Source organism: Xanthomonas sp. NCPPB 3442 (assembly GCF_056725145.1).
The window spans coordinates 4,919,016-4,943,454 of record NZ_CM161514.1 but is presented as its reverse complement, the minus strand read 5'-3'; the positions used below and the strand labels follow the sequence as shown (position 1 = coordinate 4,943,454).

Genomic DNA, 24,439 nt, shown 5'->3' with positions numbered 1-24,439 from the left:
CTCAGAAAGTAAACCTGACTCCGTTTCCGCCCCGTTTCCGTAGTTGTACCTTATTCGGAGGACGACGCTGTGGCGGCTGCCGTCACCGACCTTCTAAAGGCAAGCAGGCGATCGACCAGCGCGTCCGCGTCATCGCCAACGCCGCTGGCCGCCTCCCACAGGCCCGGCTCCAATCTGGAAGGCTCCCACGTCGCCAACCGCAGCAGATCGTCGGCGAGCAGCTGGGTCTCATGCTCGTTCATCGGATGCGCGGCGCGATCGTGCTCCTCGGGCATCGTGACTATGTCGACCGCGCGGTTCATGCAGCCGTCTGTCATTCCCATTGCGCGGGCCCTGGAACTGATGTTGTTTCCATACGCATAAGCGTGTGCCAGGCGCTGGACGGCACTGAGCGCGCAGGTGGTGGTGTCGACTCCCCGTAATTCAATGCCAGCTAAAACTAGAGGTCTGCGGTTGATGTTGATCACGGAACTCGACGGGCGTTAGCCCGCCCAGGCTGTCGTGCGGGATCTGTTGGTTGTAGTCGGCGAGCCACTGTTCGGTCTGTTCGCGGACCTCGCTTAGCGTGCGGAAGATGTGCATGTCCAATACGCCACGCCGATAACTGCCGTTGAAGCGTTCGATGAAACCGTTTTGCATCGGACGCCCCGGCTCGATGAAATCCAACGCGATACCCTTGCGCTCAGCCCACTCGGCCAAGGCCAATGCAACAAATTCCGGGCCATTGTCCAAACGCAACTTGTTCGGATAGCCGCGCCAGGCTGCGATGCGTTCCAACGTGCGGATGACGCGGGCGGCCGGAAGATTCAGGTCCACATCGATGGCCAAGGCTTCCCGACTGAAATCGTCGATGACATTGAACGTGCGGAACCGCCGACCATCCCATAACGCATCGGACATGAAATCGATCGACCATCCAGCATTGGGTCGATCGCCGCATGCCAGCGGCTTTGGATAGCGCGTCGGGACCCGGCGCCTGCTGCGACGTCGTTGATTGAGTTTCATCAAGCAGTACACGCGCCAGACCCTTTTGTGATTCCACACATGTCCGCGACGGCGGATGATCTGAAAGAGCTTTCCAAATCCACGCTCGGGAAAACGCTCGGCCAACTCGGACAACAGCGCGATGACCTCCTCGTCGCGATCGGGACGGCGCCGATAGCGCGCTGTCGAGCGAGCCACGCCAACTACTGAACAGGCCCGGCGCTCGCTCCAGCCATGCCGCTCGACGAGCCAGGCCAGAAGCGGGCGTTTGTGCGTCGGGTCTACAGCTTTTTTGCGATGACATCCTTCAATGCATGGTTTTCCATCGCGAGCTCGGCGTACATGCGCTTGAGCTTGCTGTGCTCGGTCTCCAGGTCGCGGAGGCGTTGCACGTCAGCGGCCTCCATGCCGCCGTACTTGGACTTCCAGACGTAGTAGGTCGCCTCGGAAATGCCCAGCTCGCGACAGACATCCTTGACCTGGCGGCCGCCCTCGACCTGTTTCAGCGTGGCGACGATCTGGCTCTCGGTGAACTTGCTCTTGCGCATTGTTGGTCTCCTTGGTGGCTAGTGTGCTGGAGACCTCTAGTTATGGCTGGATCAATTTTACGGGAGACTGACAGTGGCAACACCGGCCAAGGCGGCAATTCCGCTGTACTTTGCAAGTTGATCTTTCTCGCTGATATAGCCCATGAATGCGACCATGGGTGGAGGAATCGAAGCGATACCAGTGAGAGCGGCGCCGATGCCGGCGACGGTCGAAACGTGGCCGGCAATCCGTTGCCCCGTCGTTCTGGTCGACGCTCTGCGCACCGGCTGTTGTGGTAGGCCTTGCAACTGTGCATCTATCCGTGCATCGGCATGTCGCGGCTCTGTGGCGCCGAGTTCGATCTCGGCACGACCTCTTTCCAGATCGATCTCTTCTCTTCTCGCCATCGGCGACAAGGACGGTAACACTGCGGGATGCATGAGACACCTCACCATGGATGGTCGAGGCCAATTTTCTCATCGAAACATCGCCGCGCCTCATCGCGCGCCGAAACGCACGCGCTTTCGACGAAGTCGCAAGAACAGAATCAGGTCCATTTAGAATTCAACCTGACCCAGTTTCCTGGTTTACACACTTGAACCTACCTAGCTTGCGCCGAGGACTCAGACTGAGCCAGCTAAGCTATCGATAGATACAAAACCATCATTGTAAATGCACCAGCCTGGCTGTCATGACCAAGAGGAAAGTGTCTCAACGATACGAGCAAATTCTTTTAACGTCATAATTTTAGGATACTCGACGTAGTACATCCGCTCATATATGTCGCGGCGCTCTTTCACATCAGTAAGGCGCCCCGCACTACTGGTATCGCAAAGTTTTTCCAGTTCCTCGAGATCAAACCGTTCCTTGCCGACGGCATCGGCGCGTACTAATGCTGACGCGATATCGGAAGCATGTAAGGCTTCATTGCGTTCCTTAAGCTTCTTATGGAGTTCGAGCGCCTCTGCGCCTTTCAAAGTCTTCATCGCTATTTTCCTGTCAATCAAATTAGCTCGCTATGAGCAGCTAGCGCGGCCGACCATGACTTGCCGTTATATTTTTCCAGCGCGGCTCGCGTATTCGCCGCGCGCTCGGGATCATCTATATTATTTGTCAGACGATCAATCAATTCATTGTCGATTATCTTATCAGCCAAATCACCGGTGACCGAGGCCTGCGGGGACGTTATCTTTTCATATAAATCAGCATCCTCTACACTCAACTCACCGCCCATGACGCTAGCAACCATGACCTTCTTACCATCCTCGGCTGTTCCGAATAGTCGATAGTTTCCCAAGCCCGGATCGGCGATGAACCTGTCTATCACACCCAGTCTATTGCTTCGTACGGCCACAAATCCACTTGAGACTACAGGGTAAGGAGGCCTAGGATCTTCACCTTCAGGTTTCCGTTGCAAAACTCCCGTCAAAGAATTCTCAAGGGGTGCATCGATATCGCACAATTCAACTTTTCGACCTGTTTCTTTGGCTAGTTCTATATAGCTGTCGATTTCGTACGCCCTTGCCAAGCGCTTGTCGACAACAATGCTAGCGATTGCACCGCTGCCCGTCCTTTGAGAGCGAAGCCCGTCTTCAAAATGGTCAGCAAGAAAACATGATTCGTTATGAACTTGCGCCGAGCTAAATATCTTGGCGCCGGCCTCCGACTTCGCAAGCGAACTCTTGAATACATCTGGATTGATGCAACCTTTCCCACCTGTCTTCTCCAGAGCTGCGGCGAGAGCTGGAATTTTTTTTGTGGCTATCCGCGTCTTACCCGTGGCAGTGTTTCCGCGCAACGCAAACAATGTCGGTTGGCAGCCATCGCGCTCAAGAGATTCTGCCAGGGTCAAGGCCGAAGATCGTGCTTCATCTAATAGCTTTTCGTGCAACTTACGGCGCTCCGGATGCCAGTTCTCCGGATTCGCCAGATACTCCCATCGCCCCGGACCAGAAGATGGGAGGTTGCCCAAACCATATAACTCATCGGTGCCTTTAAGCTGAGTAGCCTGTTGATGTGTCACCGCGGCGGTCGATGTACCTGCGATCGGCACCGAATGCGGCGGCGATGCATGAACATAAGCATGAGTGGTGTTACTGCTCTTCGAACTAGGGGGTCTAGCCGGCAAATTATCAAGCTGGGTCTGGAATTTATACTCCGGCGCCGCTTGTGATGACTCAGCTTGGACGCCTTTGGATTCTGCGTCATCGAAAGGAACATGAGAACTAGAAAGCCCGGCTGTGCCAGCAATGCCTATCTTGTTTTTCATGTTAAAAAATGTCCAGAGTCCAAGAAAATACAGTCCGACTGACTCTGCAACATTAGTCGCGATTCGAACCGCGACTCGCACACCCACGAACTACATGAGCAGCAAACGAACCTATGAAAAATGAAAAAAACGGGGGTCAGGTTCGCTTACGAAATTCCTCTGCACCTAGGAAAATGGCTGCAACCCAGAAAGTTCTCGCCGCTGCGCCGGTTTCTTCTCTGCACGAGTGCGCTGCCGCAGCGTGGGCAGCTTGGAGTGGCAATGTTTGCAGAGGCAGTGGAATCAGCTGAACCAAAGACAGGCTCGATGCGCGCGGATATCGCCGTCGGCTGCCCTGTGTCTTGCTGCTGCACCGCTTGGATCATGTTCAGCAACTGTTCGCCGCCAATTAATTCGATCGGTTTGCCTTCGGCAAAGCGCTCGGCGTCTTTCGTGTAAGTGCCGATGCAGGCGATCTTGACCGCGTGGGCCTGGTGATGTGCCAGCAGGCCGTACATTTCGCGCACCACGCTGACGCCAACCTGCTGGCGTTTCCACTGTTTGCATTGCACGAGTGTGCGGCGGCCGTCCTTGCGCAGAATCAGGTCGATGCCGCCGTCTGCACCGCCCAGGCCAGTTTCTTCGACGCTATAGCCTTGGCGGCGAAATGCTTCGCCTACCAATCGTTCGAATTGGCGCCAGCCGCCAGCGGCCAGGCTCTCCAGGGTGGTACGTGTGTCCAGAAAGCGTTGCCGGCTGCGTGAGCCCAGATAGGAGCACAGCGCGGCGAGCCAGCAGATGCCGAGCAGCATCCACGCCAATGGCGCGAACGCCCCACTCGACTGTTGGGCAAACCCTTGCGACAGCATCCCGCCATGGTGGGAGAACCACCAGCCGATGCCGTAGCGCACCCCAAGATACCCAACGATTCCCGCTACAAGGCCGAGCGGCCACGGCAACGCGGCCAACGCTTCAAACCCACTCTGCTTCTTTCTGCGTCCCATGCAAGAACCCCCGTTCCAGGTTCGAACATAACTGCTGAAACGCGTGTTGTCAGCAAGCGAACGATGCTATTGCGATCTGCACCCCATCAAGTGATTAGGATCGTGCACTTCAGCGCGGAAGGCTTACACGGATCTCAATGCTTGAGTCCGCTAAAACTACGTCGGCAGTTGCATCGGCAGCCGCAAGCCGACTCTTGAACGGGTTGCGCGCGGATTGTTTTCGGATACGACGATCAACATGACCAGATGCAATGCGGGCTAGTGGTCGCCAACTTGGCCATCGTTACGAGCGGAGTCTTTGGATCGTCGGTGGAGGCAGGTTTGAAGGTTCTCTGCCTTGAGATCAAGCGGGCAACACTCAGTTGCGGCAACTCGTTCCATTCAACCCCTTCCCTTGAAGGGGAAGGGGCTGCCGGCCCGGAGTGATAGGCGAATACTTCGTCAAATCATCTCACTGCCGAAATCAGTTTGGTGGTGCAATCGTATAATCAGGCTGCTCACGGAAGAACTGAGCTGTAGATGTATAAAACATCATGTTCAGATTATCGTATTGACCTTTAATGATCCCATGCATCACTCCCGATGAGCTCACCACCGGTCCGCCGGAATCGCCTGGACCTGTCAGGCCGCCGAAGTCCGGGGTGGCGGCATGCAGTCCTTGGAGTCCTGGGTCTGGGAAATTTGCAGGAATGCGCGCATCGGTCCAGTCGCACAACACGTCGGTGCTCATGCCGCTTGTGCAGAAGCGGTCAGTCGGAGGAGCGGGCGTGTGGCCATTGACCGCAATCGTATCGAGTCCACCAGCGCGCGACCGATAAAGAATTGCCCGCGAGAGCAGGACCTTGCCTACCGCACGCGGCTCGTAGGTCGAAACGATTGTGCAGTGAATTCCCGTTGATGGCGCTTCGCAATGCCGGTAGTTATGCAGCACCGGTTCCACGCGAATCAATTCGAGATCTGAAACGCTCGATTTCCATGAGACATAGCCAAGATCTGCCCCATCTACGGACACTGTGCTGTTGTAGTCACCACAGTGACCTGCAGTCAGAACGAACCGGACCGCTCTCCGATAGGGCGTCAAGTTAGCAAGGACGCCTGTCTGCTTAAGCACAAGGCCGGCAGTGCAGCGGTTACCCAGGCTCATTGTCAGCACCGTACCGCCAACCACTGGCTGCCGGAGTCTGGCCTGATCGATGGCAAGCGCCGAGGCAGACGCAAGGAGCGCCAGGACACCAACGGCGATCAAAGAGCCGCGACGTGCACGTCCCATTTTCTTTTGAGACGTATCTGGACGCGCGAAGTAAATATTAATCATCTTTTCCTACGAGGTTATGGTGAAACAACTCAAGACATCGTAATTCCTCGGCAATTAACGTTTTTTTTAGGGACGAAGCGCCGCCGCAGCAAACGAAGTAGATCGCTGCCGCGCTTTTGCGTGCAGCTGCGCATTGACCAAATCCGGAACTGCGCAAGATTTCAACATGCAGCTTGATCGGCTTCAGCGGTTGAGCAAGCTGTGCGCATCACAACAAGACCAGATTCGAAGACGCAGTCGCCGTCACAAAGGGGCCGGCCCTGGGAATCCTTGATCGCATGACCGAGCAGGCTTAAGCCACTCGGCCACACAATGCGCGTCCTCGCCAGGGGAGCAGGACACGCAGTTCGATTTACTTGATTTCCACCGCGCCCACATCGCACACCGCGGTATCACGCGCAACACCACGCTGGTCGATCGTGCGGCAGTTGCTGCCGAGGTTGCGCACCGGGCTATTGGCCGCCGGCAATTGGGTGAGCGTGGGTCCGCCATTGGCGGCGGGTGCTCCCAGCAGCGGGTCGGTGGCGCGTGCCAGGCCGGTGGTGAGGCAGCTATGGAACAAGCCGCCCGCAGCGGAGTACTCGATCAGGTTGTTGCCGGTGCTGCTCTGGTCGCTGCAGAAGGTGCGCTCGGTCTTGGAGTAGAAGACGCTGTTGCGGATGTCGAAGCCGCTGCCGAACAACGTGGACCCGGGGGTGTTCTCGGCGAAAGTGACGTTGTTGAAGCGCACCGTGGTCTTGCCCTGGTCGCCATTGGACGGCTGCCAGCCTACATGCTGGATCGCCGCGCCCACACCTTTAGCGTAGTTGCCGTAGAAGGTGCTGTTGCTGACATTGCAGGACGGGCCGTAGCAGTCCATGTACAAGGCACCGGCATTGCTCTTTTCGGCGCGGTTGGAAATGAAGCTGGTTTCTTCGATGTTGATGATGCCCGGCGTGGTGATGGTGGTGCCGGAGTGCGTGGTGTCGCCGAAGCCCAGGCTGACGCGCGCACCGCCGGCCGGGCCGCCATAGGCGATGTTGTTGGCGAAGGTGGAGTAGCGCACATCGATGGTGTCGGGCGCATACGCCCACAACGTGGCGCCGCCGCCGCTGTTGGCCGCGCTGTTGTTGCGCACCACCGTGCCGCACACCGAGAGCGTTGCGCCACCGGCAGCGGCGTTGAGGTAGCCGGCGAGCGAGGCGCCGTCGGTGTCGATCGCGCCGCTGTTACCGAACTGGTCGGCATCGGGGAAGCCGGCCGGCGCATTGATGGCCTGGTTACCGACAAATTCGGAATTGACGATGGTCAGACGGCTGAGCTGGGTGTAGAGCGCGCCGCCCAGCCATGAGGTGTTCCTGGAGAACGCGCTCTTGACGATGGTCACGTCGGTATCGCTGCCGGCAAAGATGGCACCGCCACCGATGCTGCTGCGGTTGCCCAGGAACTGGCTGTTGATCACTTCCAGCTTGCCGCGGTAGCTGACCTTGATCGCGCCACCGCCCCAGGTGCCGGGCGCGTACTGTGTATTGGATGCCGGCTGCACGGAGCTGCCGTTCTGCAGTTTGAGATTGCGCACCGACAGCGCATTGCCGTTCTGCACCTGGAAGATGCGCGCGGCCTGGCGGCCATCCAGGGTGATCTTGCCCTGACCATCGATCACCGTTGGCGTGCTGGCGCTGATGTTGATGGTCTGGTTGACGGCGATGCTGGCTGCACGGGTGCCGCAGTTGAAGGTGACATAGCCACCTTGCGCCACCGCAGTGGCGAGAGCGCTGGCGGTACAACTGGCGGCCGTACCGTTGCCGACCACCACGCCGGCATTGGAGTGCGCCCACGGCTGCGGCGTGGTGCATTGCGCCACCGATGGCACGGCGGCGATGGCCGCACTGGTGGTGACCAGCGCAAGAAGCCCCGCCGTCACGACGGTGGCGTGAAGTGTTGAACGCATGGTGATGTTCCTGCTTGAGAAAGGGATCGAAGGAGAGCCGGTTGCACGTACGCAACGTCAACGGATTTGATGACAGGTGTATTGCAAGCCGCAGCGTCGCGATCGAGGCGTGGCATGCGGCGCGATCACACGCATCGCGCTTCCAACCTAAGTTCCATCACACCACGCGTCGATGCGGCGCCATCGCGCGGGCGCACATCGCTTCGCGCATGCCGACTACGGCCACTGCAGCGATCGACCGATGCTGCACTGCTGCATGCAACTGCCACGCTGCATGCAGTGCGTCGCCGCATCGCGCGTTACCATGCTGCACTCTCGATCCTGTTGCGATCCCGGCGATGCCCGATGCACCCCGTACCTACGATGGCACGCCGGCCAGCCGCTTCCAGCTGCCTGCCGGCCCGTGGGTCTCGGTCTTCGAGGCGCTGTGCGCGTGTTTTCCGGCGATCGCGGCCGAGCGTTGGCGCGACCGCTTCGCACGCGGCCTGGTGCGCGATGCCAACGACCAGGCCCTGGCGTTGTCAGCACCGTATCGCGTGGGTGCGGACATCCGCTATTTCCGCGAGGTCGCCGATGAGCCGGTGATTCCTTATGTCGAGACCGTGGTGCATGCCGACGCGCAGTTGGTGGTGGCCTGCAAGCCGCACTTCTTGCCGGTGGCACCCGCCGGTGCATACGTGCGCGAGACGCTGCTGACGCGACTGGTGCGGCGGCTGGACAATCCGGCGCTGGTGCCATTGCACCGCATCGATCGCGAAACCGCGGGGCTGGTGCTGTTCTCGGCCAACCCTGCCACGCGCGGGATCTATCAGGCCTTGTTTCGGCAACGGCGCATCCGTAAGCACTACCTGGCGGTGGCACCACCGCTGCCACAGCTGAGGTTTCCGCATGTGCACCGCAGCCTGTTGGTGCCGGGCGAGCCGTTCTTCCGCATGCACGAGGGCGTGGGCGAAGCGAACAGCGAGACGGTGATCGAGGTGGTCGCACGCAACGCAGACACCTGGACGTATCGGCTGGAGCCGGTGACCGGGCGCAAGCATCAACTGCGTGTGCACCTGGCCGCGCTGGGCGCGCCGATCCTGCACGACCGGTTTTATCCCGAGCTGGAAGCCCAGCGGCCCGATGACCCGGAACGCCCGCTGCAGCTGTTCGCGCATACATTGGCGTTCGATGACCCGCTGACCGGTGAGCCGAGGCACTTCACCGCAACGGTGGGGCCGATGCACTCTGCCGCGGGCTGACCGAAGGAGCGGGACATGCACGTCGATCCGATGCGCGATGGTGTTGCGGTCTCCCGTAACCGGCGATCGACCAGCTTGTTGTGGGCGCTGCTCTGGCTTGCGCTGGCCGTGTTCGCCGGTGAGTTCGTGCGGCACGTGTATCTGAAGTATGCCGCAATGGATTCGCCGGCCTATGGCATGTTTCTGACTCGCCGCGGTTGGTTGTGGTGCCACCTCGGCGGTGGTGCGGTGGGCATTGCGCTTGGCACGTTGCAGTTCGCCACGCAACGCTGGCGCAGACAGGCGTGGGTGCATCGCTGGACTGGGCGGGCGTACGTCGCCGGCATGCTGGTGGCCATGCTTGGCGCCACTGGGCTGATTGCTACCTCGCCCGCGCCGACGACGATCCGCGTTGCCTTCGCAGCGACGGAAGTGGCATGGGCGGCGGTGGCATGTGTCGGCCTGCTGGCCATTGGCCGCGGGCAGCTCGACCGGCACCGGCGCTGGATGGTGCGGGCATATCTGGTGACGCTGGCGCCGGTGGTGTTTCGCATCGCGCTCTATGCAGCAGTTGGGGCCGGGGTGGTGCCTTCGCCCGGCACGATCGCCGCGCTGCTCTGGGCGAGCTGGGCGGTGCCGGTGCTGATCCACGTGGCGGCAACCCGCCGGGCACTGACCAGGCCCTGGCGCAGGCGCATCGCTGTGCCGCGCCAGGTGCCGCGGTCGTCATCGACGCGTAGCTGAGACCCGCTTCGGCACACCTCAACGCACCTTGTACAACACCGCCGCACCCGGCCTGGGTTCGAACATCGGCACGGTCTGCTGTTTGAGCGCGGTGCCCTTGGCGTCCCACACCAGGGTGTCGGTGGGGTATTCGTCCTTGCGGGTCATGCTGTCGATCTGTTTGGCGATGACGGTGGATCCGGCTTTCACGTCCGGGTTCCAGGCGAACACGCCCAGGCGGCCGTAGAACACGGCCGGTGCTGCGGCGTCCAGGCGACGGTCGGGGCACATGACCAGGCCGCGTTCCAGCATCACGCGCAGCGCGCCGACCGGCACGGCCTTGACGGTCGGCGTGGTGTGTTCGGTGCTGTGGCCGGGGCAGACATTGGCCGAGCGGGTGAGCATGTCTTCGACCACCTGGCGGTCGGACTGGGCCAGCGCCGGCAGCGCGGCGGTGGACAGGGCAAGCATGGCAAGGGCGGATTTCCAGGGCATCTGACAACTCCTCATGAGGTGAGACTCCAACACTGCAGCCCATCCACGCGCGGGCTGCTGCCAGTGACGCGCCCGGATGCTAGCAACCGCTGCGTTAAGTGCTGCGAAGGCGGGCAGGCGCGGGCGACGCCGTGCAGGCGATGCGCCGGCCAGCACGCGTGTTCCATGCCGGGCCGCCGCGCCGCGCTGCATCACGCAACGGCCGCTGACGCGCCTGGCGGCTGTCAGGAGTCTCCCGATTGAGCGGCAGCAGCGGCCCGGTTAGCGTGCGCGCACGTACTCAGCTGGACAACCCATGGAACGCGCCGACCTCATCGCAGCAGTGCTTACCGGCATGCGGCGCGCCGAAGATTTTCGCGCGCAGGGCGCGCTCTACAGCACCGCGCACAGCGAGCAGATGCAGGTGGACCACGGCAAGGCGGCCGACGCCGAGCTGGTGCTGTCGATGTTTGCGTTCACCCCCGAACACCTCAAGTTGCTTGGCACCGCCGGCATCGAAAACCTGGGCGAAATCGTTTGCCACGCGTGGGCCTTGAACGGTGGCAATAACGAGGCATTGATCCGCTGGTTTCGTCAACCCATGAATGCCCTCGACGGCCAGACGCCTGCGGCGATGGTGCGTGGCGGGCGCATCCAGGTGCTGCTGCTGGTGCTGCGCCAGCAGGTGGAATGGGAATTGCCGCGCTCTGCCTGATGCCTGATGCCTGATCGACACCGCCGTGCATGCGGTCCGGCATGCGCGGTGCGGTTGCGGCGGGCGTTGCACGCGCGGGTAGCCGTGTGCAACGCGATGATCTCAGCCACTCACCGTTTCGGTCGCGCCACTGCGTACATCTCTGCGGCGATCTTCTTCATCAGCGCGTCGTTGTCGTCGCCCTCGGTGTAGAGATCGAAGTGGGTGCGGCCTTCCAGATAGCGGAAATCGCTCCTGGCGCCCAGGCCATCGAGCACCGCCTGGAATTTATGCGCCGCGCCATCCAGGTAGAACGTATCGGCGGTGCCGACGATCACATGGATCTTGCCGTCCAGGTCCGGCTTGAGCGTGGGCCATTGCGCGGCCACGCGTGCGGAAATGTCGTAGTGGGTACGCCAATAGGCCACCACGGCCGGGTCCACCTTGCCGGTGTCGCGGTCGAACATCGGCAGCGGGCGGCCGTCGGCGCCGCGCGGCGAAAAGACCCACTCGAACGAGGTGAGCTGGCCGCCGTACGGGCCGAGCACCCGTTCGAGCTTGGCGAAGGTTTCCAGATCGGCCAGCACCTTGCCGTGGTCGCGGATCAGCGGAAACTGGCTGCCGTCGGCGCGGCGGTAGACGTTGGCATTGGGCGCGTACAAATCCGGGCCGGTGAAGTCACGGAAATCGCTGGAATCCGGCGAGGTGGACCAGGTGCCGCCGAACAGTTTGGGGTAGCGCGTCTGCAACCACAGCGTGGCCCAGCCGCCGGACGAATGCCCGTTCAAGAAGCGGCCGCTGGCCTTGCCGTCCATCTTGTACTGACGCTCGAGCGCCGGAATCAGCTCTTCGGTCAGCGCGGTGCCCCACGGGCCGTTATTGACCGAATCGGCGAACTCGTGGGTACCGGTGGGCGTGGACTGATCCAGGAAGACCCAGATCATCGGCGGTATCTGCTTGGCCGCCATCAGGCGCCAGGTGGATGCAATGCTGCCGGCGAAGCGGTTGTAGTTACCACCGAAGCCATGCGTGACGTACACGGTGGGATAGCGCGTGGCGGCCTTGGCGTTGTAGCCGGGCGGCGTCAGCACACGGGCGCGCAGCGACACCGGCCGGCCCCAGAACGCGCTGAGCGACGGACTCACCATCGAGGCATCGGCGCTATGCAGCCTGGCTTCGGGCACCGCATCGCGCACCGCCTGCGGCGCGCGTGGCGAGACCTGCCACGGATTGTCCGAGACCGGCACCTGCTTGCTCAAGGTCAGCGCCGGCAGCGGCTTGCCGTTGGCCAATGTCACGGCGGTGACCTCGCTCAGCAGATCGCCGCCATCGCGGCCGCTGTAGCCATAGCTGCCACCCGGATCGAGCACGGCCTGGAACAGATAATCGCCGGCCGGCAGCGCAGAAAACCCGCGCGGGAAGGCGATGTTGTCCAGATCGATCTGGACGCTGCCGCCGGGTGCCAGCGCGGTGACCTCCTGCGCGGCGACCGCCACTGCGGTGGGGCGGAAGGGATTCATATCCACTTCCTCCACCTTGCCGTCTTTCCCGCTTTGCTTGGCCTGCGCCTGGGCATCCTTGGCCAGGGTGGCGAACACCAGCAGGCGCCCGGACGTGGCCTGGTCGGTCGCCCCGCCCAGGGTGACGCGCAGCAGACGATGCGCCGGCGCCGGCTCGGCGGCGTGTAAGACACAAGCGCACAACAGGCCAACGGCCAGGCCCAGGCGTGGGGCAAGACGATGCAGGGACATGCAGATCCTTGAAAGCGGATGGGTGGGGTGGGCTTGGTGGCCCTGTGCGGACTGTAGCCAGTTTCTGGGGAGCTGCGCGCGCTGTGGGCGAGATGAGGTCAGCGCATCCAATCCAGGTATTTTACGCGCTCAGGTTGGGGTCGCTTGCGGCGCAAGAGTGGCTAGAGTTGCATGTGTTCAAGGCGTTTGTGGTGAGGGCGGACTAGCTCAGCGCAGCTGATACAGCACAGATACCATGCAGTTAGATCGACTGTCTGAACTGCTGAGGCAACCGGATATCCAGGTCACGTCGAATTTGCGAGTGGAGCTCAAGACATCGATAGGCAAGCAGCAGACAGGCGTCAGATAAGTTATATGGCGATATTTGTAGTTAGAAGTTCATGCATCGCTGCGACCCGGTAGAAAGCGACCTATGGACGCTTGTCTACTGGTAGAGTGGCGAACTGATAATTCCTACTTCTTCCCTGTGCCACTCGGTGCAGACAACGTCGTCGATGCCGGCAGTCAGCTTCCGGTGCACTTGTCCGACAGCCCAACGCTTGATCGCGTGGGCTAATTGCTGGCAATGCCGATATGACGGTCCAGACTCGTCGAGCGCTATGTTGACGGGCCCGGAGCACGTCCACAATACAAGTTGATTTTGATTATGTTTCTTGCGCTTGTAATCATACGCAACTAACCAGTTCGCCGTGCTTATCGCAATCCGAGTGCGCCATGACTTGGTTGATCTATCGAGCGTGATGCTTCCTGTGCGGGGGGCTGTACAGCTTGCTGGTTTGCGGTTTCCAGCTTCTGCAGGTTCTCTGCCAACGGCTGCTTGACGGCCTCACCTTTGTCGACATGGGTGCGCAGGAGGTCCATGTCATTTCCTGGATTCTTATAAGTTGCGAAGACATTGCCATTGGTTTGGCTTGGAACGACTTCTTGGATCTCGGGCAGAGGCGGACGATTAAGTTTTGCCTGGACAGCCAGGGCGCCGGCAATCCGCTCCTTGTCTTGCTGATTGGTGTAAACACCAACATCTGGACCCAGCTTGTCGAGTCCAGCAAGAGCCTGTTTGAACAATGGATCATCACGCAGCCGGGCTTCTTGTTGCGGATCGAGAGGTGCTCCACCTGCACTAAAGGCACGTCCTGAATTACCTAGACCTGGTACCGCGGGCTGGACCGACTCGTCCAGCTGTCGCCCCGATGCAGGCGCCCAATGTCCTAAGACTCCGTCGTTTTTCGGTTCCTGAAGACCCACGTCCCGCAGAACGCTATCAGCGAGTGTGTTTGAGTTTTGCAGCAGGGGATCGTAGGGATATTTGTCATCCTTACTCCTGGCATTAGCGACCATGCGGCCCCACGTTCCGGACAAGTCCGCGCCATTTGCAATCTCTTCCCGATACTGCTTTTGGCCAATTGCATTCGGATTGTCCCGATGATCAGGGTTGTTTCGGTCATAGGGGAGGTTAGTCTCAACGTGCATCCGTCCGTACGGCAATCCAGGTCGCTCATCGCCAGTCCAGCCGCTAATAGTGCGCTGGTTGCCCTCCTTGTCCGTGTAGAGAAGGAACTTGTGGTGGTATTCCTTGCCGAGAGCAGCCCCGATATTCCGGTACCCGACTTCGATCTTCTCATCCATGACATGCTCCTGTGGCTTACTGATTCTTGATATGAACGGCTGCGACGTGTGTCACCTTGCCGTCGGCATCCAAAGAAAAAGTCATCACTACGGAACGTGCATCGGGATCCAACATCGCTTGTCCCTTGTTGTCCCTGACGACAATCTTGCTTTCGGTGTCTTCAACGACCTTCGAGGTTGGAGATTTACCGAAGGTCTCTAGCACCGACGCCTTTGTAGTGCCCAACGGTATGTATTTCGTAACGATATTGCTCACATCGATCTGCTCGAATCGAACGGGTTTTTGGGAAGCATAAATCTCGTCAAACATTGGGCTGGCTCCTGTCATCGAGGGGTCTTCCTGTGTCGAAGTAGTGCGCGCATTGTCCGCATTGGCGCAGGACGAAAGTGGAAGTACCGCAACCCCGACAAGTGCAAGTGTTGCGGCCAAGCACTTCGACATGATGCGTGGCATGGCGATCTCCTGATGCGACTAATCACGTGATTCGAATATCCGCGAGATACTGTCCTTCTCGGCCAAGCTCGAAAACCGAGTAGCGTTCGGGCGGAAGGCTGCCAGCTTACTACAAGCTCTCAAGAGCCGATAGTCGTTGAGCGGATTGTCAATGGGGCTTTGCGCTGACGCTTCTGGGCCAAGCCCAGCATGGATCGGTGAGTAAGAGCAATCCATGAGTCATCAATAGACGCTCAGACTTCAGTAGCGGCCCTGACGTACCGAGTCGCTCACTAAGTGACGGATCCGTTCTGTCTCAGTTGTTTTCTAGCTCGATCGACCGAACCCGGTTTGTTCTCCTCTGAAAATCAAAACTGCATCACGTAACGAAATCGCTGAGACGATTTGTCGGGTTGGCATGTTGCAGAAACTCAAAATCGCTGCACCAGAAAGTAATCGATTAAACATCGATGGAGATCTGGAATTACCTTCAACGCCGTATCTAATCGTCAAAAGCGCAAGCGATTATCTGCTGTTTGAGATGTTCGCAAATGGCACTGCGTGCTCTTTCAAAGCGCAGTACATCGCACTACAAACCGTGGCCGCTGATCGTCCTTGCACCATAAACTCACACTCAGGAGTGATCAAAATGATCCAGAAAAAAAACCGTCGCTGTGCGCTTGCGGCATGCAGCCTCTCGCTTGTGGCGATGGTGCTGTGTATGAGCGCAGCTGTTGCCGCAGCGGTGCCCGGGAAGGAAACGGTTACGTTGCGCCATGTCTTCGCCACGCTGCAGAACGGTCAGCAGGATCAGAAGCCCGAAGATGTTGCGGCGTGTCGCAAGCAGGTTGCCGAGCCGACGTCCAAATACCTGGGAGTGGCGGTCACCACCACCTATTCCATCGATGTGCAGTCGAAGATGATGACCGCTTCGGCGTCGCTGCCATCGCCTGTTGCCACGCAGCCGTTGATGCTCACGGTGCCGCTGTCGCCGTTGGGGTTGTCCGGCGACTATGCGTTTGGTGCATTCCGGCCGAGCGCACTGCCCAACACCTATGTGCTGTTCTCGGTCGGGCTGAATTTCAAGGACCCCAAGTCGTCCGTGCTCGTGCTCAACAGCGACAAGCGCTACAACTGCCTGGTCACCAGCGATCCGGCGCCCTTCCAGGGAGCCTTGAGCAGCCAGCTTGGAAAGGACCAGGGGCGTTGATGTTGCAGCGTCCCAGTCGCCGCCGGACGGGCCAGCCGACCAGGGCTTCAGCGCGTTCGACCAATCGCTAAGCGGCCGCGTCCCCGGAGCAGGATGTGCCCAGCACAGGACGCTGGCGATGGGCGAGCGGTGGCGTTGTCCGGGACGCCGTATCCGAGCAAGCGGCGTGGTTGCCTGCCGCGATGTGTGGCAGGCAACCAGCCCTCAGCGATACGGCCCCGGCCCACGCCAGACCGGTTCGCCCTGGCGGTAAACCTCCATCATGTTGATGACTTCGCGGGCGTCGCCGATGGACTTCAGTTCGGGCGAATCCGGCGGCAGCAGACGGCATTTGCTGGAGCCGCGCTTGAGCGCGACATCCAGCGGGCAGATCATGCGTTGCTGGGTGCCGGGCAGGATGATGGCGATTTCCTGCATGCCTTGTTCTTTCCAGGCGCGCAGCTGGGTTTCGCTGCGCACGTCGTAATAGACCTGGAAGCCGCCGATATCCAGGCTGGGCTGGGCGTTGTTGCGGTCGTTGCGGCGGCCCTGGCTGATGGTGGGGGTGTTGGCCATGCCGTCTTCGGCGCCGTCGGCCGGTTCGTCCAGCATGCCCGGCGGCCTGCCGGTCCAGGTGTCCGGGCGGCGCTGTGCGGATGCCGCCGGCGGTGCGGGCGGTTGCGGCGGGGTGGGGCGTTGCTGGCGACGCGGCTGGCGGCGTTCGGCCAGGCTGCCTTGCGCGGTATCGCCCTGCGGCGGCACCGGATTTTTGGCCTGCTGCACCAGCGTGGACTGCACCGGCGAGGCCGCCGGTGGCGGCTGCACGGGCGTGGATGTCGGTGGTACCGGGGTGGGCGAGGGCACCGGCTGATCGGGCTGGGAGGTGTCGCCGACAAAATCCACCTTGATGCGTCCACCGCTGGCCGAGCCCTGCGGCGGGGTCATGGCGGGGGTGGAGGCCGACAGCAGGATCAGCAACATCAGCACGTGCAGCAGCGCGCTGATCAGCGCGGCAATCCACGGTTCGATGCGTTCGATCAGCGGCTCGGTGCGGGGCAGCCAGTCGCTGGCATCCAGATGGACGTGCAGCACCTGCAGGGCGCCCTCGCGCACGCGGTAGACCAGCACGTACGGGGTCTGCTTGACCACCCATTCGCGGGTGCCGGGCACGCGGCCAGCGCGGCCACGGCCGGGTTGCTCGGCCAGGGTGCGGGTGGCTTCCAGCACCTGCCGCGCCATCGCGGCAGCGGCGGTCGGGTTGAGCGCGTGGTAGTGATCCTGGGCGTGTGCAAGCTGCGTGGCGGCCGGGACGGTCCAGTCACGCCGTAACATCAACGCCCCATCTGGCGAACAGTGCGCTCACCTGTGCCGGAGTCGTCAACGCGCCCTGATCTGCAGCGGCAATGCCGTCCTGCACCGCGGCCTGGAAGCTGGCGTCGGCCACGACGCGGACCACGTCACTCCATCCAGCCGTCTCGGGCAGCGTGTCGATCAGCATGTGGGCGTCTTGCTTGATGGCGGACATGGCACGGCGGTGGGGGAGCACTGCGCAAGTCTACCCGCGCCGCTCCTGTTCGCGTGTGGCAGGCGCCGGCGTCCGCGCGCGGCGTTCACCGGGCAGGCGGCAAGCGCCTGCGCGGCAGCGGGCTGGGTGGCGCACGGCCTAACCGCATGCCCGATGCCGGCAGCGACCGGCAGTGCTGCCGCCTGCAGAAAGTGACACTTGGCACCTTGTTCGTGCCCATGGCTGGTTTCATTCTGCGCGGGTCGCTTCACTCATTCGCAAAGGACTCGCCATGCCTGCCGCTGCCATCGCACCCCTGACGCCGTATCTCTCGATGGCCGCCATCGGCTACCTCTACTACCGGCGCATCCGGCGCAGCTTCGGGCGCCAGCAATGGAAGCCGGTGGCCACGGCGGTGCGCAGCGCGGTGCTGCTGATCGCGGTGGCAGCACTGGCGTTCGCGGTGTACGGCTTGCCGCAGGTGCGGTTCGGCATTGCCGCAGGCGCGCTGGTCGGCATCGGCCTGGGTGCGCTGTCGCTGCGCTACACGCATGCCGGATGGGTGGATGGCCAAGGCTGGTACACGCCCAATCCCTGGATCGGCGGCGGTTTGACGCTGGTGTTGCTGGGGCGCCTGGCCTGGCGCTGGGCCGATGGCGCGTTCACTGCCGGTGCGGCGGCGGCCGGTTCGCAGGCCAGCCCGCTGACCCTGGGGATTGCCGCGGCACTGGTGCTGTATTCGCTGGTGCACGTGGGCGGGTTGTGGTGGCGGCTGCGCCAGCTGCGCCTGCAGGCGGCACGCTGACCCGCCGCGATTGGCCCTGCGCGCTCACACCTGCGAGCGGAACGGGAACACCAGTTTCTCGCCAAGCCTCTGCCGCAACGGCCGCGCGCGCCAGCGCTCCAGCGAATACTGCTCGGCACGTTGCAGATCGCGTTCGAATACCTCGGTCATGCGTGCGGCCAGCGTGCGGTCGTAGACATTCAGGCTGGCCTCGTCGTTGAGGCGGAACGAGCGGATGTCGAAATTGGTGGAGCCCACCGACACCAACAGGCCGTCGATGATCAGCAGCTTGGTATGCAGCATGGTCGGCTGGTATTCGTGGATCTCAATGCCGGCCTGCAGCAGCGGCTCCCAGCTGGCCTTGGAGGCCAGCCGCACCGAGACGGCATCGATATGCTTGCCGGGCAGCAGCACCCGGATGCGCACGCCGCGCGTACGTGCTTCGAGCAGCGAGCGGGTGATCAAGGCATCGGGTACGAAATACGCCGCAGCCAGGTCGATGCTGCTGCGTGCGGCGGCGATGGCGATCAGGTACATCAGGTGCATGCTTTCGCTGCCGCCGGCCGGCGAGGCCACGAACAACTGCGCATCGCTGTCGCCGGCAGCCTCCAGCGCCGGGTAATACTGCGCGCCGTTGACCACACGGCCGGTGGTCTTGATCCAGTTGTCGTTGAAGGCGGTCTGCACCTGCGCCACCACCGGGCCCTCGATGCGGTAGTGGGTGTCGCGCCAATGGTCCGGGTCCTGCGCGTCGCCCATCCATTGGTCGGCCACGCCGACCCCACCGGTGAAGCCGATGCGGCCATCGATCACCAGCAACTTGCGGTGGGTGCGGTTGTTGATGCGATGCAGGTTGTACCAGGCCAGCGGGCGGTAGCGATGCACCTCCACGCCGGCCTCGGTCATGGTGTCCACCAGTGCATGGTCCATCTTCAGGCTGCCACCCCAGTCGATGGTGACCCGCACATCCACCCCGGCACGCGCGCGCTCGGACAAGGCGTCGCTGAACTCGCGGCCGATCTCGCCCGACCAATAGATATAGGTTTCGAACGTGATGGTGTGCTGCGCGCTGCGGATGGCCTCCAGCATGGCCGGAAAGATCTCGCGGCCGTTATTGAGCACGTCGATCCTGTTGCCCGGCAGGATGGCCGGCCCCAGCAACACCGACATCTCGCGTTTGAATTGCGGATCGGCAACGTCGTACAGGTGTTTGGGGATGTGCTCGAGCTTTTTCTCCGGCGTGGCGAAGTTGAGCAGCAGCAGCCCCACCAGCAAGGTGACCGCCACGGCGGCCACGATGATCCATGTCATGCATCCCACTCCGATGTCCCGCCATTGCGGGCGCAAGCGGCCGGCATTTTGGCAAGGCCGGTGGCATGGGGTTTGTGAAGGGGCGAGGCGACAGGGCGGCGGCTCATGCCCCACTGTGCGCCATCTCCCCTGGCGAACAGTCTTTGGACATCATCCCGCCCCTCAGCACAGTTCTGTGCCGGGGCGGGCAAGGATGTCAGGCCACCATGCTGGCAGATCCCCGAGTTTGATTCTGCTGTTGCGATTGCTCCATCGCGCGCGAGCGCTCCATAGCCACTACTTGCTGCGCTTGCTCACTGCTCTCCTGTAGCGTTTGGTTCACCGCTTGCCCCGTATTCACCGGTGAAGTGCAGCGATTCAATGCCGCCTCGTCGCGAGAGGTGCTGATCTGCACTGCACGTGCTAGGGAGCCGTCGCTATTCAGCTCGACGCGGTCTACCGACGTTAGTCCGCTGCGGATCCCTTCCACTGAGAGTACTCCGGCAAGGCGCTCACTGTGCAGGCCTGAGCAAATGCCACGTTGCGATTCGGCTGCATGCACCTTTTCCAGCATCTGGTGGAAGAAGGAATGATGACTATGATTTGGGCTCGAAAGCAGTGGAGGAGTGTTTGCCGGTCTGGCGAGCACCTCATCGCTGCGCGGTGAGGGCGCCTCCATAGTCCCGGTATGCCTATGTCCTCGGTACGTACCAGGTGCCTGCTCAGGGTCATTGGTTTGGATCTGCTCTGCTGTTTGCCTTGCCAAGCTGTCTAGCGTTCCACGATCTGCAATGCCAGTGACCGGTAATCCATTGGCTTCCTGGAAGGCGCTGACCGCTTGACGTGTGCCACTCCCCAAATAGCCATCCACACGCAGGGGCTTACTGTCCGCGCCGGTAAAACCAAGCTCGATCAGATCGGATTGTAGGCCGCGTGCTTGCCGACCAATGGCATCTAGCGTCGCTGGGCCTGCCTTTCCATCAACAGGCGTCAGTCCATTGGCCCACTGGAATGCCTCGACCGCCTGCTTGGTCGACGCATTAAACTTTTGGTCTATCTGTAACGCATGGCCGTCTGAGTCGCCATACCCCAGCGCGCTAAGATTGGATTCGAGTTTGCGTACTTCACGGCCGCTGGAACCCTCTTTGAGGATATGGCTCTGCGCGGCCTGCCGGCCCGGTGATGCGTTAACCAGTTCCAGCGCTTTCTGGACATCGGGATCAGTACGCTCAGAGGAAGGGTCGAAGTTTCTGCCACTGACTTTCAAATGGGCTCGATCCAGCGCAGCCTGATTCTGAGGATATGCATCCTCATAACTCTGGGCAACATTCGCAGCCTTAGGGCCATCATAATATGTGTGAGTCGAACGAATCTGATCTGCCTTGGCTAACAACTGATCGTAATCTCCACCTTCCTTGAGAACCTTTTCAAGTTTTACTAATTGGCTAGGCATTTGATTCGCTGTCTTTGCGAGCAGGCTAATTGCTTCAAACCGGCGATCTTCTGCGATGTTAGTGCCATGCGCGTCTAGAATTCCCATTGCCGTCTGCGTGGCATTCCTGACCTGCGGATAATCGATATTGCTGTGGATCCACTGCTTGCCTTCTGTAGAGCTAGCCCACGCGTTGATGCTGTCGCGCGTACCGACATCAATAAAATTGAGTGTGGGCCGACCGTTCAAACCGTTTCCATGACTCAATAGATCGCGGCGTAAATCCGCATGATCTTCCGCGAAGGGAAGTTTGTGCTCCTTGGCGTATGCTGCGGCCTGCTGGATAACGCCATCAACGTAGGTTTGCTCACCCGGTTGCAGCGCACGGTTCTCAATCGAACCTAGCGGCCACGTGCCACGTTGGCCGAAGTCGACTTGAATCGTACCAAGGCTATAGCCGCTATTCTGTGCGACGCGATTGACCTCACCCCAGCGAGGCTCTGACGTGCCGACAGTAATTCCCGCAATTGCCAAATGATAAGAGGCGGCACCGCCCTCGGTTCCGCGTCCGACGGAAAAGTAAACGGCGCCAGAGACGGTTTCGAGATCGCGCGTATCGATATTGGTAGGCATAAGAGTTCCTTTCTTAACGGTTTTTAACGTTGAATCAGTTGATTAGTGCGGCATACTTCTCGAGTTGATCAGCCCGTGCGGTCAGCCTCAGCATGGCAGCCTCTGCGGATTCAATGTTTTCCGCTTGGCTATCCCCATAAATCGCGGCCTCCAAATTGCCGTCTTTGGTTCTGGACTGCAGCCATGCGCGTTGCGCCTCCACTAGTTTGGTACGCACATCAGCCTTTAGAGAACTCAAAAGCAGTTTGTACGCTTTGTTCAAGCGTCTGTCCTGAAGCGTCTCTTCCTGGGACACACACGCAGCACGTTCTACCGCACCGCGTGCCTGTTTTTGACACGTCACATATGTTGCGGAAAAACCATTTGAGGAATTAAAAGTGGTATTTCGCTGGTCCGCGGCGTGGGCACAGGTCATTGAACTGACCAATAGTGTTGTCGTCAACAGTAGGCGACTTCTGGAGTTGCGTTCTTGCACGACGTATTCCTCTTTGAAAGAATTTTCGGAATAGTAAAATGAAAGCCTTGCGGGCTCATGCGTAAGATATCTTAGAGACTAGGTGCATGGCATGAAGGCCAGTGACATATTCATAGGCGATTGGATAGCCGGTTAAAGCAAGGCGACATGACGCAAGCTAGCGCCATCATCCACTGCAAGGCAACGTTGCTGGAACCGGCAATGCCTGCCGGTGCGTCCTGGCTGTTTCTGGTACTGCCCATGGCAGCAAGCTACAGACTGCCCACGCGCAGCATGGTGAGCGTCACCGGGACGGTGGCCGGGCACCCACTGCAGGCGACGCTGCAGCCGGACGGGCGGGGCGGGCATTGGCTGACGATCGAACGCGCCCTGCAGCAGGCAGCCGGTGTGTGCGCTGGACAGACGGTGGCGCTCGCGCTGACGCCCGTGGCCGAAGAGCCCGAGCCGCTGGTGCCGGACGATCTGCATGCAGCGCTGGCCGCGCATCCGGCCGCGCGTGCGACCTGGGACGACATCACCGCCGTGGCGCGGCGCGATTGGATCTTCTGGGTGGTGTCCGGCAAGAAGGCCCAAACGCGGGGCAAGCGCATCGCCACCGCATGCGCCATGCTGGCCTCGGGCAAGCGGCGTGCGTGCTGTTTCGATCGCTCCGGCAAGTACAGCCACGCGCTGGCGGCACCCACGCCAAAAGCGGGCTGAAGCAGGCGGTCCGGTGTGCGAGTTGCCGCCATCTATAAGCCAAAATGCTTACATGCGTCACACAAGCGCGCACCTATACTCCGGGGCTGTCCCACCGAAGAGGTTCTGACCGCATGAGCGCACCCCCATCGTCTCCGATCGCTGCCGGTTCTGGCAAAGCTGCCGGCAGCCTTCGCCGCTCGGTGTCCAACACGCTCAAGGGCTCGGCCGGCAACCTCGTCGAGTGGTACGACGTCTACGTCTATTCGGTGTTCGCCACCTACTTCGAGTCGCAGTTCTTTTCCAAGGAAGACAAGAACGCCACCATGTTCGTGTGGGCGATCTTTGCGATGACGTTCCTGATGCGCCCGATCGGCGCGTGGTATTTCGGCCGCTTCGCCGACCGTTATGGCCGCCGCCTGGCGTTGACCATTTCGGTATCGGTGATGGCGCTGTGCTCGTTCGTGATTGCGATCACGCCCACGGTGGCCACGATCGGCATTGCTGCGCCGATCATCTTGCTGGTGGCGCGCCTGCTGCAGGGCTTTGCGACCGGCGGCGAATACGGCACCAGCGCCACGTACATGTCCGAAGCGGCGATTCCCGGCCGGCGCGGCTTCCTGTCGTCGTTCCATTACGTGACGCTGGTGGGCGGGCACGTACTGGCACAGACCACCTTGCTGATCATGTTGCATTTCTTCGATGCGTCGCAGGTCTCCGAATGGGGCTGGCGCGTGGCGTTCGGGCTGGGCGGCATCGGCGCGTTGGTGGTGTTCTGGCTGCGCCGCACGATGGATGAGTCGCTGAGCTCCGAATCCATCGCCGATTCGCGTACCGGCAAGGCCAAGGCCTCCGGCTCGATGCGCGAATTGTTCGTCAATCAGTGGCGTCCGCTGCTGTTGTGCTTTTTGATCACCGCCGGCGGCACGATCGCGTTCTACACCTATTCGGTCACCGGGCCGAAGATGATCCAGACCGCGTTCGCCGGTGGCGACGTGATGGCCGGCACCATCATCAATCTGGTGGCGCTGACCGTGCTGATGCTGATGCAGCCGGTGGGCGGCTGGTTGTCGGACATCGTCGGGCGCAAGACCTTGCTGGTGTTCTTCGGCATCGGCGGCGTGCTCTACACCTGGTTCCTGGTGATGGAACTGCCCAAGCAGACCGACTGGTTGACCGCGTTCGCAATCCTCACCGTGGGCTTTGTGATCCTGACCGGCTACACCTCGATCAATGCCGTGGTGAAGGCGGAATTATTCCCCACCCACGTGCGCGCGCTGGGTGTCGGTCTTGGCTACGCGCTGGCCAATTCGGCCTTCGGCGGAACCGCGCCGTTGCTGTATCAGGCCTCGCTGAAGACCAACCACGTGACCGAGTTCGTGATCTATGCGACGGCGGTGATTGCGGTGTCGTTGGTGGTCTACATGTTCTTCCTGACCAACAAGGGCAGCAACTGGCTGGACGACGAAGCGGCGATGCATCAGCGCAAGCGGTGATGCGCGCGCGCGGGCAGAGCCCTTCCCT

Annotated in this window: 24 protein-coding genes; 7 read left to right on the top strand and 17 right to left on the bottom strand. The window is 61.0% G+C overall.

Annotated elements, in window-relative coordinates; genetic code table 11:
* Window positions 1-50: 50 nt before the first annotated feature.
* From AC1POX_RS21325 to AC1POX_RS21290, 8 genes are all read right to left on the bottom strand, one after another.
* Window positions 51-302: a hypothetical protein gene (locus tag AC1POX_RS21325; protein WP_228729674.1), complete on the bottom strand. Its 252-nt coding sequence runs from the start codon at window positions 300-302 to the stop codon at window positions 51-53.
* A 121-nt stretch (window positions 303-423) separates the two neighbouring features.
* Window positions 424-1,532, bottom strand: a protein-coding gene (locus AC1POX_RS21320) for an IS3 family transposase (protein ID WP_122272034.1) whose coding sequence is annotated in 2 segments (ribosomal slippage) — window positions 424-1,271 and window positions 1,271-1,532 — 1,110 coding nt in all. Because the reading frame shifts where the segments join, the coding sequence is not laid out codon by codon here.
* A gap of 57 nt (window positions 1,533-1,589) precedes the next feature.
* Window positions 1,590-1,952, bottom strand: a complete 363-nt coding sequence (locus AC1POX_RS21315; RefSeq protein WP_372356581.1) for a hypothetical protein — start codon at window positions 1,950-1,952, stop codon at window positions 1,590-1,592.
* 249 nt (window positions 1,953-2,201) lie between these two features.
* Window positions 2,202-2,498 carry a hypothetical protein gene (locus AC1POX_RS21310; protein ID WP_071117661.1) on the bottom strand — a complete coding sequence of 99 codons (297 nt, stop codon included), beginning with the start codon at window positions 2,496-2,498 and terminating at the stop codon, window positions 2,202-2,204.
* 17 nt (window positions 2,499-2,515) lie between these two features.
* Window positions 2,516-3,868 (bottom strand): zeta toxin family type III secretion system effector XopAJ/AvrRxo1, encoded by a 1,353-nt coding sequence (xopAJ, locus tag AC1POX_RS21305; protein WP_071117662.1) that lies wholly within the window; start codon window positions 3,866-3,868, stop codon window positions 2,516-2,518.
* A 59-nt stretch (window positions 3,869-3,927) separates the two neighbouring features.
* Window positions 3,928-4,764 (bottom strand): restriction endonuclease, encoded by an 837-nt coding sequence (locus AC1POX_RS21300; protein ID WP_372356580.1) that lies wholly within the window; start codon window positions 4,762-4,764, stop codon window positions 3,928-3,930.
* A gap of 463 nt (window positions 4,765-5,227) precedes the next feature.
* Window positions 5,228-6,079 (bottom strand): chymotrypsin family serine protease, encoded by an 852-nt coding sequence (locus AC1POX_RS21295; RefSeq protein WP_008574601.1) that lies wholly within the window; start codon window positions 6,077-6,079, stop codon window positions 5,228-5,230.
* 352 nt (window positions 6,080-6,431) lie between these two features.
* Window positions 6,432-7,982 (bottom strand): choice-of-anchor Q domain-containing protein, encoded by a 1,551-nt coding sequence (locus AC1POX_RS21290; RefSeq protein ID WP_170922866.1) that lies wholly within the window; start codon window positions 7,980-7,982, stop codon window positions 6,432-6,434.
* Between the two features lie 365 nt (window positions 7,983-8,347).
* On the opposite strand from AC1POX_RS21290, the gene AC1POX_RS21285 reads away from it, so the two are divergent.
* Both AC1POX_RS21285 and AC1POX_RS21280 read left to right on the top strand, forming a co-directional pair.
* Complete coding sequence (locus tag AC1POX_RS21285) at window positions 8,348-9,250, top strand: pseudouridine synthase (RefSeq protein ID WP_372356579.1); 903 nt, start codon at window positions 8,348-8,350, stop codon at window positions 9,248-9,250.
* 30 nt (window positions 9,251-9,280) lie between these two features.
* Window positions 9,281-9,973 carry a DUF2306 domain-containing protein gene (locus AC1POX_RS21280; RefSeq protein WP_071117667.1) on the top strand — a complete coding sequence of 231 codons (693 nt, stop codon included), beginning with the start codon at window positions 9,281-9,283 and terminating at the stop codon, window positions 9,971-9,973.
* Window positions 9,974-9,991: 18 nt separating this feature from the next.
* On the opposite strand, the gene AC1POX_RS21275 is transcribed toward AC1POX_RS21280, so the two are convergent.
* Entirely contained in the window at window positions 9,992-10,423 is a 432-nt protein-coding gene (locus AC1POX_RS21275) for a hypothetical protein (protein ID WP_372357205.1), read from the bottom strand.
* A 319-nt stretch (window positions 10,424-10,742) separates the two neighbouring features.
* Between AC1POX_RS21275 and AC1POX_RS21270 the strand changes: the two genes are divergently transcribed.
* The gene (locus AC1POX_RS21270) at window positions 10,743-11,141 is read left to right on the top strand and encodes an antitoxin Xre/MbcA/ParS toxin-binding domain-containing protein (RefSeq protein WP_008574610.1); all 399 of its coding nucleotides are present in this window, start codon (window positions 10,743-10,745) and stop codon (window positions 11,139-11,141) included.
* A 110-nt stretch (window positions 11,142-11,251) separates the two neighbouring features.
* On the opposite strand, the gene AC1POX_RS21265 is transcribed toward AC1POX_RS21270, so the two are convergent.
* From AC1POX_RS21265 to AC1POX_RS21255, 3 genes are all read right to left on the bottom strand, one after another.
* On the bottom strand, window positions 11,252-12,871 hold the full coding sequence (locus tag AC1POX_RS21265) for an alpha/beta hydrolase (protein WP_008574611.1): 1,620 nt from the start codon (window positions 12,869-12,871) through the stop codon (window positions 11,252-11,254).
* A gap of 693 nt (window positions 12,872-13,564) precedes the next feature.
* Window positions 13,565-14,497: an XVIPCD domain-containing protein gene (locus AC1POX_RS21260; protein WP_074053295.1), complete on the bottom strand. Its 933-nt coding sequence runs from the start codon at window positions 14,495-14,497 to the stop codon at window positions 13,565-13,567.
* Between the two features lie 16 nt (window positions 14,498-14,513).
* Complete coding sequence (locus tag AC1POX_RS21255) at window positions 14,514-14,951, bottom strand: DUF6393 family protein (protein ID WP_223866239.1); 438 nt, start codon at window positions 14,949-14,951, stop codon at window positions 14,514-14,516.
* Window positions 14,952-15,651: 700 nt separating this feature from the next.
* On the opposite strand from AC1POX_RS21255, the gene AC1POX_RS21250 reads away from it, so the two are divergent.
* Window positions 15,652-16,140, top strand: a complete 489-nt coding sequence (locus tag AC1POX_RS21250) for a hypothetical protein (protein WP_029820586.1) — start codon at window positions 15,652-15,654, stop codon at window positions 16,138-16,140.
* 204 nt (window positions 16,141-16,344) lie between these two features.
* Here AC1POX_RS21250 and AC1POX_RS21245 read toward each other — a convergent pair whose 3' ends face one another.
* Complete coding sequence (locus AC1POX_RS21245) at window positions 16,345-17,451, bottom strand: type II toxin-antitoxin system RelE/ParE family toxin (RefSeq protein ID WP_029820587.1); 1,107 nt, start codon at window positions 17,449-17,451, stop codon at window positions 16,345-16,347.
* The gene (locus AC1POX_RS21240) at window positions 17,438-17,644 is read right to left on the bottom strand and encodes a hypothetical protein (RefSeq protein WP_008577177.1); all 207 of its coding nucleotides are present in this window, start codon (window positions 17,642-17,644) and stop codon (window positions 17,438-17,440) included. Before AC1POX_RS21240 ends, AC1POX_RS21245 begins: the two co-directional genes overlap by 14 nt.
* Before the next feature lie 271 nt (window positions 17,645-17,915).
* On the opposite strand from AC1POX_RS21240, the gene AC1POX_RS21235 reads away from it, so the two are divergent.
* The gene (locus tag AC1POX_RS21235; RefSeq protein ID WP_372183868.1) at window positions 17,916-18,428 is read left to right on the top strand and encodes a CcdC protein domain-containing protein; all 513 of its coding nucleotides are present in this window, start codon (window positions 17,916-17,918) and stop codon (window positions 18,426-18,428) included.
* 24 nt (window positions 18,429-18,452) lie between these two features.
* On the opposite strand, the gene AC1POX_RS21230 is transcribed toward AC1POX_RS21235, so the two are convergent.
* The 3 genes from AC1POX_RS21230 to AC1POX_RS21220 all read right to left on the bottom strand — a co-directional run bounded on the left by AC1POX_RS21230 (window position 18,453) and on the right by AC1POX_RS21220 (window position 22,237).
* Window positions 18,453-19,718: a phospholipase D-like domain-containing protein gene (locus AC1POX_RS21230; RefSeq protein ID WP_008577180.1), complete on the bottom strand. Its 1,266-nt coding sequence runs from the start codon at window positions 19,716-19,718 to the stop codon at window positions 18,453-18,455.
* A 196-nt stretch (window positions 19,719-19,914) separates the two neighbouring features.
* Entirely contained in the window at window positions 19,915-21,762 is a 1,848-nt protein-coding gene (locus AC1POX_RS21225; protein ID WP_218497385.1) for a peptidoglycan-binding domain-containing protein, read from the bottom strand.
* Between the two features lie 34 nt (window positions 21,763-21,796).
* Window positions 21,797-22,237 carry a lysozyme inhibitor LprI family protein gene (locus AC1POX_RS21220; protein ID WP_372356578.1) on the bottom strand — a complete coding sequence of 147 codons (441 nt, stop codon included), beginning with the start codon at window positions 22,235-22,237 and terminating at the stop codon, window positions 21,797-21,799.
* A 147-nt stretch (window positions 22,238-22,384) separates the two neighbouring features.
* Here AC1POX_RS21220 and AC1POX_RS21215 point away from each other — a divergent pair, with 147 nt between their 5' ends.
* Both AC1POX_RS21215 and AC1POX_RS21210 read left to right on the top strand, forming a co-directional pair.
* A complete protein-coding gene (locus AC1POX_RS21215) occupies window positions 22,385-22,936 on the top strand; it encodes a YdeI/OmpD-associated family protein (RefSeq protein WP_011349151.1) in 552 nt (183 codons plus the stop codon).
* 113 nt (window positions 22,937-23,049) lie between these two features.
* A complete protein-coding gene (locus AC1POX_RS21210) occupies window positions 23,050-24,411 on the top strand; it encodes an MFS transporter (protein ID WP_372356577.1) in 1,362 nt (453 codons plus the stop codon).
* Window positions 24,412-24,439 lie beyond the last annotated feature (28 nt).